This is a genomic window from Mesorhizobium sp. WSM4828 (assembly GCF_055811175.1).
Window position 1 is genome coordinate 86,035 of record NZ_JBVVQK010000013.1, and the last position, 13,001, is coordinate 99,035.

Annotated in this window: 13 protein-coding genes and 1 tRNA gene; 9 read left to right on the top strand and 5 right to left on the bottom strand. The window is 61.2% G+C overall.

Annotation, left to right across the window (positions count from 1 at the left end):
* Nucleotides 1-129: 129 nt before the first annotated feature.
* From AC0L2X_RS16985 to AC0L2X_RS16995, 3 genes are all read right to left on the bottom strand, one after another.
* Complete coding sequence (locus tag AC0L2X_RS16985) at nucleotides 130-789, bottom strand: TerC family protein (RefSeq protein ID WP_352491339.1); 660 nt, start codon at nucleotides 787-789, stop codon at nucleotides 130-132.
* A 170-nt stretch (nucleotides 790-959) separates the two neighbouring features.
* On the bottom strand, nucleotides 960-1,367 hold the full coding sequence (locus tag AC0L2X_RS16990) for a DUF930 domain-containing protein (protein WP_352491340.1): 408 nt from the start codon (nucleotides 1,365-1,367) through the stop codon (nucleotides 960-962).
* Between the two features lie 284 nt (nucleotides 1,368-1,651).
* Nucleotides 1,652-1,741 (bottom strand) — tRNA-Ser (locus AC0L2X_RS16995).
* Between the two features lie 461 nt (nucleotides 1,742-2,202).
* On the opposite strand from AC0L2X_RS16995, the gene AC0L2X_RS17000 reads away from it, so the two are divergent.
* From AC0L2X_RS17000 to AC0L2X_RS17040, 9 genes are all read left to right on the top strand, one after another.
* Nucleotides 2,203-2,934 carry a hypothetical protein gene (locus tag AC0L2X_RS17000; protein ID WP_473555445.1) on the top strand — a complete coding sequence of 244 codons (732 nt, stop codon included), beginning with the start codon at nucleotides 2,203-2,205 and terminating at the stop codon, nucleotides 2,932-2,934.
* Nucleotides 2,935-3,207: 273 nt separating this feature from the next.
* Complete coding sequence (locus tag AC0L2X_RS17005; RefSeq protein WP_352491342.1) at nucleotides 3,208-4,431, top strand: septal ring lytic transglycosylase RlpA family protein; 1,224 nt, start codon at nucleotides 3,208-3,210, stop codon at nucleotides 4,429-4,431.
* A 131-nt stretch (nucleotides 4,432-4,562) separates the two neighbouring features.
* Nucleotides 4,563-5,693: a D-alanyl-D-alanine carboxypeptidase family protein gene (locus AC0L2X_RS17010; RefSeq protein WP_473555738.1), complete on the top strand. Its 1,131-nt coding sequence runs from the start codon at nucleotides 4,563-4,565 to the stop codon at nucleotides 5,691-5,693.
* A gap of 64 nt (nucleotides 5,694-5,757) precedes the next feature.
* Nucleotides 5,758-6,432 carry a dTMP kinase gene (tmk, locus tag AC0L2X_RS17015; protein WP_352491343.1) on the top strand — a complete coding sequence of 225 codons (675 nt, stop codon included), beginning with the start codon at nucleotides 5,758-5,760 and terminating at the stop codon, nucleotides 6,430-6,432.
* Complete coding sequence (locus AC0L2X_RS17020; RefSeq protein WP_352491344.1) at nucleotides 6,429-7,484, top strand: DNA polymerase III subunit delta'; 1,056 nt, start codon at nucleotides 6,429-6,431, stop codon at nucleotides 7,482-7,484. The genes tmk and AC0L2X_RS17020 overlap by 4 nt, the downstream gene beginning before the upstream one ends.
* Nucleotides 7,485-7,606: 122 nt before the next feature.
* Complete coding sequence (gene metG / locus AC0L2X_RS17025; protein WP_352491407.1) at nucleotides 7,607-9,193, top strand: methionine--tRNA ligase; 1,587 nt, start codon at nucleotides 7,607-7,609, stop codon at nucleotides 9,191-9,193.
* On the top strand, nucleotides 9,193-9,987 hold the full coding sequence (locus AC0L2X_RS17030) for a TatD family hydrolase (RefSeq protein ID WP_352491345.1): 795 nt from the start codon (nucleotides 9,193-9,195) through the stop codon (nucleotides 9,985-9,987). The genes metG and AC0L2X_RS17030 overlap by 1 nt, the downstream gene beginning before the upstream one ends.
* Nucleotides 9,988-9,990: 3 nt before the next feature.
* Nucleotides 9,991-10,809 carry an MBL fold metallo-hydrolase gene (locus AC0L2X_RS17035; protein WP_352491346.1) on the top strand — a complete coding sequence of 273 codons (819 nt, stop codon included), beginning with the start codon at nucleotides 9,991-9,993 and terminating at the stop codon, nucleotides 10,807-10,809.
* Nucleotides 10,810-11,013: 204 nt separating this feature from the next.
* The gene (locus AC0L2X_RS17040) at nucleotides 11,014-11,604 is read left to right on the top strand and encodes a hypothetical protein (RefSeq protein ID WP_473555442.1); all 591 of its coding nucleotides are present in this window, start codon (nucleotides 11,014-11,016) and stop codon (nucleotides 11,602-11,604) included.
* 102 nt (nucleotides 11,605-11,706) lie between these two features.
* Here the strand turns inward: AC0L2X_RS17040 and AC0L2X_RS17045 are convergent, their stop codons facing one another.
* Together AC0L2X_RS17045 and AC0L2X_RS17050 are read right to left on the bottom strand one after the other, a co-directional pair.
* On the bottom strand, nucleotides 11,707-12,261 hold the full coding sequence (locus AC0L2X_RS17045; protein ID WP_473555440.1) for a DUF2076 domain-containing protein: 555 nt from the start codon (nucleotides 12,259-12,261) through the stop codon (nucleotides 11,707-11,709).
* A 32-nt stretch (nucleotides 12,262-12,293) separates the two neighbouring features.
* Nucleotides 12,294-13,001, bottom strand: coding sequence for a Bax inhibitor-1/YccA family protein (locus AC0L2X_RS17050; protein WP_352491349.1), 708 nt, complete (start codon nucleotides 12,999-13,001; stop codon nucleotides 12,294-12,296).

Genomic DNA, 13,001 nt, shown 5'->3' on the forward strand with positions numbered 1-13,001 from the left:
ATTGGCGGCGCATTACCACACTTATTGCGGCATTGGTATGGGCAGCGGCTGCGGCGAAACGCAACCGCCAGCGTCGACGAAGGCTCGCCGAAGCTGAAAGGCCGGCCGATGCGAATTCGAGTCGATGCGTCAGCTCATCGCACTGCTGACATGCGGCAATACTTCCACAGCGCCTCGATAGATCATATCGAGCGCGACATAGAAGATGATCAAAAGGCCGATATAGGCGATCCAGCGATGGCGGTGCAGCAGCTTGGCGATGAAGCTCGCGGCAAGGCCCATCAGCGCGATCGACAGGACGAGGCCGATCACCAGCACCTGGAAGTGATCGCGCGCTGCGCCGGCGACCGCCAGCACGTTGTCGAGCGACATCGACACGTCGGCGATGACGATCTGCAATGCCGCCTGACCTAGGGTCTTCTTGCGCGCCTTGCCGGCCACCATATCATCGCTGTTGATATCGGAATTGGACAGCGCTTCGGTCGCCTCCTCCTCGTCGGCATGCGACGTGCGCAGCTCGCGATACATCTTCCAGCACACCCACAGCAGCAAGATGCCGCCGGCCAGCAGCAGGCCGACAATCTGCAGCAGGGTGACGGTGATCGCGGCAAAACCGATACGCAGCACCGTCGCCGCCACCACGCCGATGAGAATCGCTCTCTTGCGCTGCTCGACCGGCAAGCCCGCCGCGGCCAGGCCGATGACGATGGCGTTATCGCCTGCAAGCACGAGGTCGATGGCGATGACCTGGAGCAGGGCAGAGAAGCCCGCGGCAGTGAAAATTTCCATCGACTGGAAGTCCCTTGCTGGTTGGCCGACCGTTCGCGTCGAATGCCTGAGGGCCTAACGTGTATGGTTCCCGCGCGTCAAGGGACTGGTTGGAACAAGGTCAGCTATATACAGAGTTTGCGACGATCGGCCCGAAACACCAGCAAAATGCGGCCACAGCTCCCGAATGCCTAGTTATAGAGATTGTATTTGGGCCAGTCGCTTTCCGGAATTTCATCACCGATCCGGTAGCGGAGCTGCAGGACTTCCATATGGTCCGGCGCTGTCTCGCATTTGAATTTCAGCCGGTACCATTGTCCCTTGCTGCGAAACGCAGCACCCGGGCTCTTGATCGCATCGGCGCCCATTTCGGGCGTCGCAAAAGCGTAGGCGACAACACGATCGGCTTTGTACTTGTGGTCGTCGCGGGTAATCCGGTCGAGAATTTCGGCGTCGCATCGCTGCTCCAGCCGGGTTTGCGGATCGAGTTTCAGCAGGCCGGCGCGCAATGCGCTGTCCATCGCGCTGGCCGGCCAAGCCACTATCGTCCATGCGAGAGCCGCAGAAAATAGTTTATTCATAGGCGGGAGAAGCATCATATTCGGGCGGAGAAATCAACCCGACGAGCGCGGCTGCGCGGCGGGTGACAGTCTTCGCTTGTGGCAGGTTGTTGATTACGCAGTAGCATCAACGGTACTTTGGTATCGTTGGCACGATCAGCACCTGTCGCATTTCAGTGACGCGAGAGGTGGCGCGTGCATGGGGCAGAGCGGCCCGGCGCTTCTCTCCGAAACGGACCGGCCTGTTAAACCCGGGCAGTCGAGAATCCGACGAGCGGAAAACTCGACGTCATGCCTGCAGGATTGAAGAAATTGGACGGATATGGCGGAGGGAGTGGGATTCGAACCCACGGTGGGCTTGCACCCACGCCGGTTTTCAAGACCGGTGCCTTAAACCGCTCGGCCATCCCTCCAAGGTGACTTTTCAATCACTTAGGATATCGCGAGAGGAGCGGGTTCGAGCTGTCGGTACCGGATTGGCACCAGGACGTTCCCCGACCGGTTCGCGTTCCATTCCTGTAAAGCCGCATTCAACGCCAAGTCAACCGTGGCGGCCGCACCTTTCGGCGCGATCCAGGACGGTGAGAAGCGCCATGGCGAGCTGTGTTTTGTGCTGAGTGTGGAAAATCGTTTTTAAAACCCGCACGGAGTATTAATCGTTGAGCGCTGATATGTTGAGCGCATTAGGGACATGTAAGTAAATCGTATTCTGGAGTTGATTTTGGCCGTACTTGGCGCTCTCCCGCCCGGTCTCCGCTGTAGACCAATCTGCGAAACCGACTGGGAGGGAGTGGTCGATTGCCTGTGCAGGGGCTTTCCGGCGCGTAACCGGAGCTACTGGACACACGCTCTGACCCGCTTGTCGCAGCGGCCTGTGGTTGCCGAGTTCCCACAATATGGCTTTGCCATGGAGCACGCCGGTCAGATCGTCGGCGTTGTGCTCACCCTTTATGCTCGCTACCAGGGGTCGGAGAGCGAGGAAATCCGCTGCAATCTTTCAAGCTGGTCAGTCGATGCAGAATTCCGTCCTTATGGTGCCATGTTGGTAGCGGCGGTTCTCAAGCGGAAGGACGTGACCTACACGAACATTTCGCCCGCACAAGCGACATTGAAAGCCAACCGGGCGCTCGGCTTTCGGCTGTTCTCCAGCGGACAATTTACCTTCTTGCCGGCTTTAAGTTCGGCGCAGCGGTCATGTCGCGTGCTCGAAATGCGTCCCGATCTTCCGGAATTGGCGATGCTGCCCGAGGGTGAGAGATACATACTCTCGGAACACGCCGCGCTGGGCTGCCTGTCGTTGATCTGCATTTGCGACGGAGCAGCGTTCCCCCTGGTGTTGATGCCGCGCCGAATGTTGCACGGTGTTATCCGATCCCATCAGGTCATCTATTGCCGCTCGCTTGCGGATTTGAGCTGCTGCGCCGGTGCGATGGGGCACTTTCTCTTGCGAAGAGGAATCCTCGTTTGCTTTGTCGACGCCAAGGAGCCGATTCCAGGTTTGGTGGGATGGTACCGGCCCAACAAGGGGCTGAAATATTTCAGGGGTCCCAAACCACCTGCACCTGGAGATCTGACGTTCACCGAGCTTGTGATCTTCGGTCCCTGAATCTGCGCTGGCAGCCAGGCCAAGCGAAGGGCAAAGTGCGCCACGAACGGCGTTGCTGATCGATAAGCGATGACTTTCATGCCGATCGGCGAGACGGTTCGTGCCACAATCTCGCCCGGTTCCGACCACAATCGGTTAATACGGTGATAAACAATTCCTGCGCACAAAAAGGATTGGGGTAGGGCGTCACCGGCGTTTCTGGAGTGGGTGCTTTGGCATCGCTGACGTTTATGCTGCGGTGCCTTCGTCGATGCTATAGGGGACAATCAAAATATGCAGACCACGGCGCGCCCGCGTCTTCGTCGCGCTTCCGCTTTCGCGCTGTTTGCCTTGTCGGCCGCCTTTCTTGCGGCATGTGCGACGCCGCAGCAAAAGGCGATGGTCAACAAGAAACCTCGCTCCAAGGAATATTTTTCCGAAGCCGAGTATGGCGTGAAAGCCAGCCCGCGCGTGATGTTCAAGACATCTCGGGGACGCGACCAGCTCGGCAAGCCCTATCAGGTGCGCGGCAAGTGGTATTATCCGAAGGAAGACAAACGTTACGCCAAGGTTGGCCTCGCGTCCTGGTACGGTGAGGCGTTCCACGGCCGGTTGACCGCCAACGGCGAAGTTTACGACATGGCAGATCTGACGGCGGCGCATCCGACCATGCCGCTGCCGAGCTATGCGCGGGTCACCAACATGAAGACCGGCAGCTCGGTGATTGTGCGCGTCAACGATCGCGGACCCTATCATGATGGACGCATCATCGATGTGTCGAAGCGCGCTGCTGAAATGCTCGATTATGCCAATATCGGTACGGCCGAGGTGAAGGTCGAATATGTCGGCCGTGCGCCGCTCGAAGGCAATGACGGGCAGTATCTTATGGCTTCGTATCGTCCAGGCAACAGGGTGCCGGATCCGTCGGACGGTCTGCCCAGCGGTGTCATGGTCGCGATGAATGGGCCGTCGCCAAGCCTGCCGGTGAGCGCTGCTGCCGTGCCGTTCCCCGGTCAGCTGACGAATTCCGGGCAGGGATCCGATGCAGGGCCTGTCATGGCGGTGCAAGCATCTGCTTCGGGAGACATTGTACTGCCCGATTTCGGCCCGATCGTGCCAGAGCGTCCGGAGATCAACCTGCCGGCGCAATCGCCGTTCACCGTGGCGTCGCTGTCTTATGCGGACGAGCGCGTGCAGCGCGCCTCCAACGCGTTTGCCGGGTTGGATGGCGCCGGCATTTCGCCCGCCGAAATTCTTCAATCGTGGAAGCGGCAAGCTCCTCCAACCGGGTCGCCCGCGGCCTATGTCGCGGCGGGTTCGTTCGAGAATGCCGCCGAAGCGGAGCGTGTGGCTGCCCAGCTTTCCAGCTTCGGCAAGACCGAGATCCAGCGCTCGGAACTTGAAGGCAAGGACTGGTACTCGGTCAACCTCTTTGCCGACGGCCGTGGCAGCCTGGACGAGATGCTGCAGGCAGCGTGGTCGCATGGTGCGCCGGATGCGCTTGCTGTACGCAACTGAGCTCGGGGCTGCCTGGTTTTTTCGTGCGCGATTGATCCGCCAGGCAAAAGCCTGATAGCTTCTGCCAACTTGCAAAAGCGCCGGCTCACTGGTCGAACCTGATGAAATTTTTTCACCCTTTCACCGGGCTTATGGCGCTCGGCCTGCTGCTGCTCTCGCTTGCGCCGGCCTCAGCACAGCTTTTCGAGACCAAGGCCGCGCAGGCCTTCATGATCGATGCCGAAACCGGAACCGTGCTGTTTTCCAAGGACGCCGACAGGTTGATCCCGCCGGCCTCGCTGGCCAAGCTGATGACGATGGAAGTGGTCTTCGACGCCATCAAATCAGGGCGCATGACGCTCGATGACACCTTCGTGGTGAGCGAGAACGCCTGGCGCAAAGGCGGCGCTCCTTCGGGGACATCGACCATGTTCGCCAAGCTCAAGTCGACGATCAGGCTGGAAGACCTGATCCAGGGCGTGACCGTGCAGGCGGCCAATGACGGCTGTATCGTCATCGCTGAAGGGATGGCCGGGTCCGAGGCAAACTTCGCGGCGCAGATGACCGAGCGTGCCCGCCAGATCGGCTTGCAGAAATCGACTTTTGTCAATTCCACCGGTCTGCCGGCCGATGGGCAGCAAACGAGCGTTCGCGAACTCGCGCTTCTGGCGCTGCATATCTGGCGCAACTACCCGGATCTCTACCGCTATTACGGCCAGAAGGATTTTACCTGGAACAAGATTTCCCAGAGGAACCGCAATCCGCTGCTGGCCATGGATATAGGCGCCGACGGGCTCGCGGTCGGCGCGAGCGAGCAATCCGGGTTCGGCATCGTCGGCTCGGTCAGCCACAATGGCACAAGGGTGATCGCGGCGATGAGCGGCCTGGCAAACGACCGCGAGCGTGCTGAGGAAGCGCGAAAGCTGCTCGACTGGGGCGTTCGCTCCTTCGAGAAGACTGAAATATTCGCCAAGGACGAAGTGGTTGGCGAAGCCCAGGTCTTTGGCGGCGCCAAGTCCGGTGTCGCGTTAAAGGCAAAAGGACCGGTGCAGATCTTCCTGCCGATCACCAACCGCGACAAGCTCACCGCCAGGATCGTCTATGACGGACCGGTTGCAGCGCCGGTGGAGGAGGGGCAGCCGGTCGGTGCGCTGCGCGTCTGGATCGGCGATACGCTGAGCCAGGAGACGCCGCTGTTTGCCGCCGAGTCGATCGGTGTCGGCTCGCTGCCGCGGCGCGCGCTCGATGCCGCCAAGGAACTGGCCGTCGGCTGGCTGCGTTAGCACCGTCGCGGTGGACCTTTTTTCCCGCCGGGACTATACGGTCCCCGAAGTATGGACAAAGGCTTTGGCGCGCGGATTTTTCATCACTTTTGAAGGCGGCGAAGGAGCAGGCAAGTCGACGCAGATCGAGCGACTGGCAAAGAAGATGCGCGCCAAGAAATACGATGTGCTGGTGACACGTGAGCCGGGTGGCTCGCCGGGCGCGGAGGCGGTCAGGCATGTCCTGCTTTCAGGCGCAGCCGAGCCGTTCGGCCCCAAGATGGAAGCGTTGCTTTTCGCCGCTGCGCGATCCGACCATGTCGAACAGGTCATCCGGCCGGCGGTCGAGCGCGGCTCGGTCGTGCTTTGCGATCGTTTCATGGATTCCTCGCGCGTCTACCAGGGCGTCACCGGCGGCCTCGACCCGGCATTCATGGACGCGTTGGAGAAGGTCGCCATCAACGGCATGGTGCCGGACATGACACTGATCTTCGACATCGACCCTGCCGAGGGCCTGAGGCGCGCTACCGCCCGGCGGGGAAGCACTGACGGACCGGACCGCTTCGAGAAGGAAACATTGGCCATCCACCAACGCCGGCGTGAGGCGTTTCTCGCGATCGCCGCAGCTGAACCCGAACGCTGCGTCGTCGTCGATGCGTCAGTCGACCCCAACACGGTGGAGGATGTCGTTACCGCCACCGTCTTCGCGGCTCTCGAGAGGATGATGCCGGCGCAAAGAAGGCAGGCGGCGCCGGCATGATTTTCGAACGCATCGCGCCCGAACAGCACGACACGCTGGACGGGGTGCCAGAGCCATCCGAGACGCCGCGTCTTGTCGGTCACCTGCAGGCGGCCAACATGCTGGCCACCGCTTACCGCTCGGGAAAGCTGCCGCACGCACTGATCTTTGCCGGACCGGTTGGCATCGGCAAGGCGACGCTGGCCTTTCACCTGGCGCATCATCTGTTGAGGCACCCGGCCTTCGAGCAGGCGCCGGAAAGCCTTGCCGTTCCAGATCCGGCTTCGTCACTGTTTCGCCAGATCGCCACCGGGGCACATCCTTCGGTGCTGCATCTTACACGCCCCGCGAACGACAAGACCAAGAGCTTCAAGACAGTGGTCACGGTCGACGAAATCCGCAAGGTCAGCCGTTTTCTGTCGTTGACGTCGCACGACGGCAGCTACCGGGTGGTTATCGTCGATCCCGCCGACGACATGAACACCAATGCTGCCAATGCCTTGTTGAAGAATCTTGAAGAGCCGCCCGCGCGCACCTTGTTCATCCTCATCGTCCATGCGCCGGGCAGTCTGCTGCCGACGATCCGGTCGCGCTGCCAGATGGTGCGGTTGGCGCCGCTCGATGCCGAGAGCTTGATGACGGTTCTGGAGGGTATCGAGCCGCCGCCACCGGAGGATCCTGCGGCGCGCGCGGCGCTGGCGGAGCGGGCAGCGGGCAGCGCGCGCAATGCGATCCTGTTGACGCAGTATGGCGGGCTTGAAATCGCCGCCACCCTCGACGCTCTGGTGATGTCCAAAAAGACAGATGTCGCAGGCGCCTACCGTCTTGCCGAGGCGGTCGCCGGCCGCGACCAGGCGATCCCGTTCGAGATATTCAATCGCCGCGCGCTTGATCTGCTGTCGGCCGGCGCCAGCCAGGCAGCGCTCGCCGGCGATCTCGCGCGGGCCAAAACGCTGTCGGATACTTGGCACGAGGCTTTGAACGCTATATCTGAAACCGAGACCTACAACCTCGACAAAAAGCAGCACGCCCTGACCATGATCGACCGCCTGAATTCTGCAATGCGAATGTGACGGCCGCTGGCGTGGCTTTTGAAGCTCCTGAGTATTGATTCCCAATCAATCGCAGGAACTTCGAAGCCACCACATTGGCGTCGGATGGCAATTGCCGTTTCGATGCGATATCTCACCGCGACATCTTTCATTCAGACATTCATGACGGCTCATCCATGGCACGCGAAAAATACTACGTCACGACGCCGATTTTCTATCCGAACGGCAAGCCGCATATCGGCCATGCCTACAATGTCATCGCCAGCGACACGCTGGCCCGCTTCCAGCGGCTCGACGGCAAGGACGTCTTCTTCGTCTCGGGAACCGACGAGCACGGTTTGAAGATGCAGCAGACGGCGGACGCCGAAGGCCTGACGCCGAAAGCGCTTGCCGATCGCAACTCGGCGATCTTTCGCTCGATGCTCGAAGCGACCGGTTGCTCGAACGACGTTTTCATCCGCACCACCGAGGAGCGTCATTACAAGGCCTGCCAGGCGATCTGGACGCGCATGGCTGAGAATGGCGACATCTACCTCGACCGCTACAGCGGCTGGTATTCGGTGCGGCAGGAAGCCTATTTCGACGAGGCCGAAACCAAGGTCGGTGACGACGGCGTGCGCCGCGAACCGCTCGGCTCGCCTGTCGAATGGACCGAGGAAGAGAGCTATTTCTTCCGCCTTTCCGCCTATCAGGACAGACTGCTCGCGCTCTACGAGAACAGCCCCGAGTTCGTCGGACCGGCAGAGCGGCGCAATGAAATCATCAGCTTTGTCAAATCCGGCCTGAAGGATCTGTCGATCTCGCGCACCACATTCAAATGGGGCGTGCCGGTGCCCGGCGATGGGAAGCATGTGATGTATGTCTGGGTCGATGCCCTAACCAACTACATCACCGCCGCCGGTTATCCGGATCCGGCCAATGAGAGATGGTCTTTCTGGCCGGCGAACGTCCACGTCATCGGCAAGGACATCATCCGCTTCCACGCGGTCTACTGGCCGGCATTCCTGATGTCGGCCGGCGTCGAATTGCCGAAGCGCGTGTTCGCGCATGGTTTTCTGTTCAACCGTGGCGAGAAAATGTCGAAGTCGGTCGGCAATGTCGTCGACCCGTTCGCGATGATCGAGCACTACGGCCTCGACCAGGTGCGCTATTTCTTCATGCGCGAAGTGCCGTTCGGCCAGGACGGCAGCTACAGTCATGAGGCAATCGTCAACCGCACCAATGCCGACCTCGCCAACGATCTCGGCAATCTGGCGCAGCGCTCGCTGTCGATGATCGCCAAGAACTGCGGCGGCGTGGTGCCTAAGCGCGGCGAATTGAGCGATGCCGACAAAGCGATCCTCGATCAGGCAGATACCGCCCTTGTCACGGCGCGCAGGACGATGGCCGACCAGGGCATCCACCTTGCTCTGGCGGCGATCTTTGGCGTAGTGGCCGAAGCCAACCGCTATTTCGCCGGGCAGGAGCCATGGGCGCTGAAGAAGACCGATCCGGCGCGCATGGAAACGGTGCTGTGGACGACCGCTGAGGTGATCCGGCGTGTCGGGTTGCTGTGCCAGCCCTTCATTCCGCAGTCGGCGGCAAAGCTGCTAGATCTTTTGGCGGTGCCGGCCGGCAGCCGCAATTTCGAGCATGTCGCGGAAGGCCATTCGCTGGTATCCGGTACGGCGCTGCCGGCGCCGGAACCGGTATTTCCACGCTATGTCGAGCAAACGGATACAAGCACCTGATGCTGGTCGACAGTCACTGCCATCTCGACTTTCCGGATTTCGCCGAAGAGCGGGCGGCCATCGTCGCCCGCGCCCTTACGGCCGGCATCGGCCGAATGGTGACGATCTCGACGAGGGTGAAGCGATTTAGCCAAGTGCTTGAGATTGCCGAGACTTTCGATGAGGTGTATTGCTCGGTAGGCACCCATCCGCACAATGCGGCCGAAGAGCTTGATGTCACTGTCGATGATCTGGTGCGGCTCTCTGCTCATCGCAAAGTGGTGGCGATCGGCGAGGCCGGGCTCGACTATTTCTACGATCATGCGCCGCGCGACGCACAGGCGCAGAGCTTTCGCACCCACATCGCCGCGGCGCGCGTGACCGGTCTGCCGTTGGTCATCCATTCGCGTGACGCCGACGATGACATGGCTGATATCCTCGAAGAAGAGACAGGGAAGGGCGCCTTCCCCTTCATCCTGCACTGTTTTTCGTCGGGGCGCCGGCTGGCCGAGATCGGCGTGGCGCTCGGCGGCTACGTCTCGTTTTCCGGCATCCTGACCTTCAAGAACTCCGCCGAGCTGCGCGCCGTCGCCGCCGATGTGCAGCGCGACCGTCTGCTGGTCGAAACCGACGCGCCATACCTTGCGCCGATACCGTTTCGCGGCAAGCGCAACGAGCCTGCCTATGTTGCGCATACAGCCAAGGTGCTGGCCGAGACGATCGGCGTCAGCGAGGCCGAGATCGCTGATATCACCACGGATAATTTCTTCCGGCTGTTCAGGAAAATGCCGCGCCCGAGCGCGCCGGGCGCCTGACGCATGAGCGACCGGTTACGTCTTACCGTCCTCGGCTGCGGCTCTTCGCCGGGCACGCCACGCATCACCGGCGACTGGGGCAATTGCGATCCCGCGAACCCCCGGAACCGGCGCACGCGCACTGCAGCGCTCGTCGAGCGGATCGCGGCGAGTGGCGCCCGGACCACGGTCGTCATCGACACCGGCCCGGATTTCCGCGAGCAGATGCTGCTGGCATCGGTCAAGCGCATTGATGCGGTGGTCTATACACATCCGCATGCCGACCATATCCACGGCATCGACGATTTGCGCGGCTTCGTGCTCGAGCAGCGCCACCGGATCGACATCCATGCCGATCAGGCTACCATGCTGCGCCTACGCGAGGCGTTCCGCTACTGTTTCGAAACACCGAAAGGCAGTTCGTATCCGCCGATCGTCAACGCCCATATCATCGACCACCACAGGCCGGTGGTGATCGAAGGCGAGGGCGGCGCCCTCACCCTCGAACCGCTGCTGCAGCTCCATGGCGACATCACCTCGCTGGGTTTCCGCATCGGCGGGCTGGCCTATTGCCCTGACGTCAGCGACTTTCCGGAGGCGACCGCCAAGCGTTTGCGCGGGCTGGACATGCTGGTCATCGACGCGCTGCAATACACCATCCATCCGAGCCATCTGTCGCTTGGCCAGGCGCTTGGCTGGATCGAGAGACTGGCGCCGAAGAACGCGGTGCTGACGCATATGCATGTGCCGCTCGACTACGCCACGGTAATGGCCGAGACGCCTGATAACGTCGAGCCTGCTTATGACGGCATGACGATCGAAATCCCTTATGAATCAGCGTGAAGGACCAAGTTTTTACGGCTGGGTTCCCGGGTTGGATCTCGCGAGGTGCTATCTTCACGCCACATCTAATCGGCCACGTCAGTTCCATAATCTATCTTATGCGACTAACGCCTATAGCATCCGTTGGCGGCGAGATCAGACCGGTCATTCTTAGACATTCGCTATAGCGCTGTGGAGGCAACGGGCATGCTAGGGTTGCGAATCATGAAGACACTCCCGCTGCTTGCAAGTCTTGCCCTCACACTCGCGTGCGCGCTCACTGACGCGCGAGCGCAGGACCTTGATCGTGCTCCAGGCGAAAACGACCTGGCTTTCGCCAAACGTGTTGTTGGGTTCGCCGACAATGCTGATCCGCACACCACAGCCGTGAGCTGGAACGGCCTCCAGACACTCTTTGTCGATTACCAGACCGCTGAGGACTATCCGGAACGCCCGCTCGTCGCGCTGCAACGACTAGCTGACAACAGGTATCGTGCAATCCAGGTCACGCTCGGTGAACAAGAGGGCGACACACCGGACATTGCGCTGGGCCTCGCCAACGCCGACCACGACCCGGCAAAGGAACTGATCGTGATACTTTCCTGGGCTCAGATGCACTACGATGTCGAAGGGACGCTCTACGAAGTTCGCATCTTCGATGATCCCAAGCCGGGCCAGAAGGCGCTGACTCAATTGAAAGCGAGCCGGAAGTTCGATGCCACATGCGACTGCCATTGGCGCGATGGCACAACGAAGCACTTCCGCTTCAAGACCATCGCGGCGGTCAAGACTGAACTGAAGCGCCTGGGCTATTAGCGGCCGGCGGGGGCTCGCTTCCCGGATGTTGCCCTCGCCACCTCGCCTATGCTGACCCGCAATCTTCACCAGCGCCGGCACAGGCACAGGCTGGGTCGCTCGTCAGAACTCCATATCACCGAAATCCCCGCCATTATCGGAGCTGGAATCGCCTGCCTGATCGGCTTCGTCCGGCTGCGGCGTCGGCTGTTCAGCTGCCTTCGCTTCGCTGCCGCCAAACATGCCGGCGATCGCGTTGCCGAGCAGCACGCCGCCCGCCACGCCCATCGCGGTCTGCGCGGCGCCGGCAAGAAAACCGCCGCCTGCCCGCTGTGGCGTGTCCTTCGGCCCTTCAGTTGCAACGGAGGCGGTGCGCCCTGCCCGCGGAACCGAGCCTGAGCGCCTGCCGCCGCCGCGGCCGAAGAAGCCGCTGAGCGGTCCACCGCCGGCCGGCTGCTGCGCCTGCTCTTCCAGTTCTTCGATGCGTGCCTGAGCTGCGTTCAGCGCCTGCTCCTGCACCACGATCGTCTGGGCCATGTAATATGGCGCCCCAGGCTGCTGGGTGATCTGGTCCTGGATGAAGCGCTCTGCTTCGGCATCGCGCGGCGGCGCCTGGCGCTCGACGTTTGCCAATTTCTCGAAGAGCTGTCCGATCGCCTGTTGATCGTTTCTGTCCATGATGTCCAACTCCGGTCTTGGTTCAACGCCGGCTATTCGCGCTCGCCGGTGAAGTTCAACAGCAGTTGGAAGATGTTGATGAAGTTCAGATAGAGCGAGAATGCACCGAAGACAGCGAGCTTCTGCTGTGATTCCGCACCGAAGTTTTCCGCATACTGCTCCTTGATGGTCTGGGTATCCCAGGCAGTGAGGCCGATGAAGACGGCGATGCCGATCACCGAGATCGCGAACTGGAGCGCGGTCGAGCCCAGGAAGATATTGACGACGCTGGCGATCACCACGCCGATCAGGCCCATGATCAGGAACGACGAGAACTGCGTCAGGTCGCGTTTGGTCGTGTAGCCGTAAAGGCTGGTCGCGCCGAACATGGTGGCGGCGATGAAGAAGGTGCGTGCGATGCTGGTGCCGGTAAAGACCAGGAACACGGAAGCCAGCGACAGGCCCATGACGGCGCAGAATGCCCAGAACATCGCCTGGGCGCCGGCTGCCGACATCGTCTGCATCCGAAACGAGAACAAGAGCACAAAGGCCAGCGGGGCAAGCATCACCACCCATTTCAGCGGGGTGGAGAAGATCGGCACGTAAAGGGCGGGCGTGGAAGCCACCACGAACGCGATCACGCCCGTGACGACGAGGCCAAGGCCCATATAGTTATAGACGCGCAGCATGTGCCGGCGCAGACCTTCGTCGTAGACGGCTCCGGCTCGGGCTCCGGCCCCGATATATCCGAGATTGTTCAT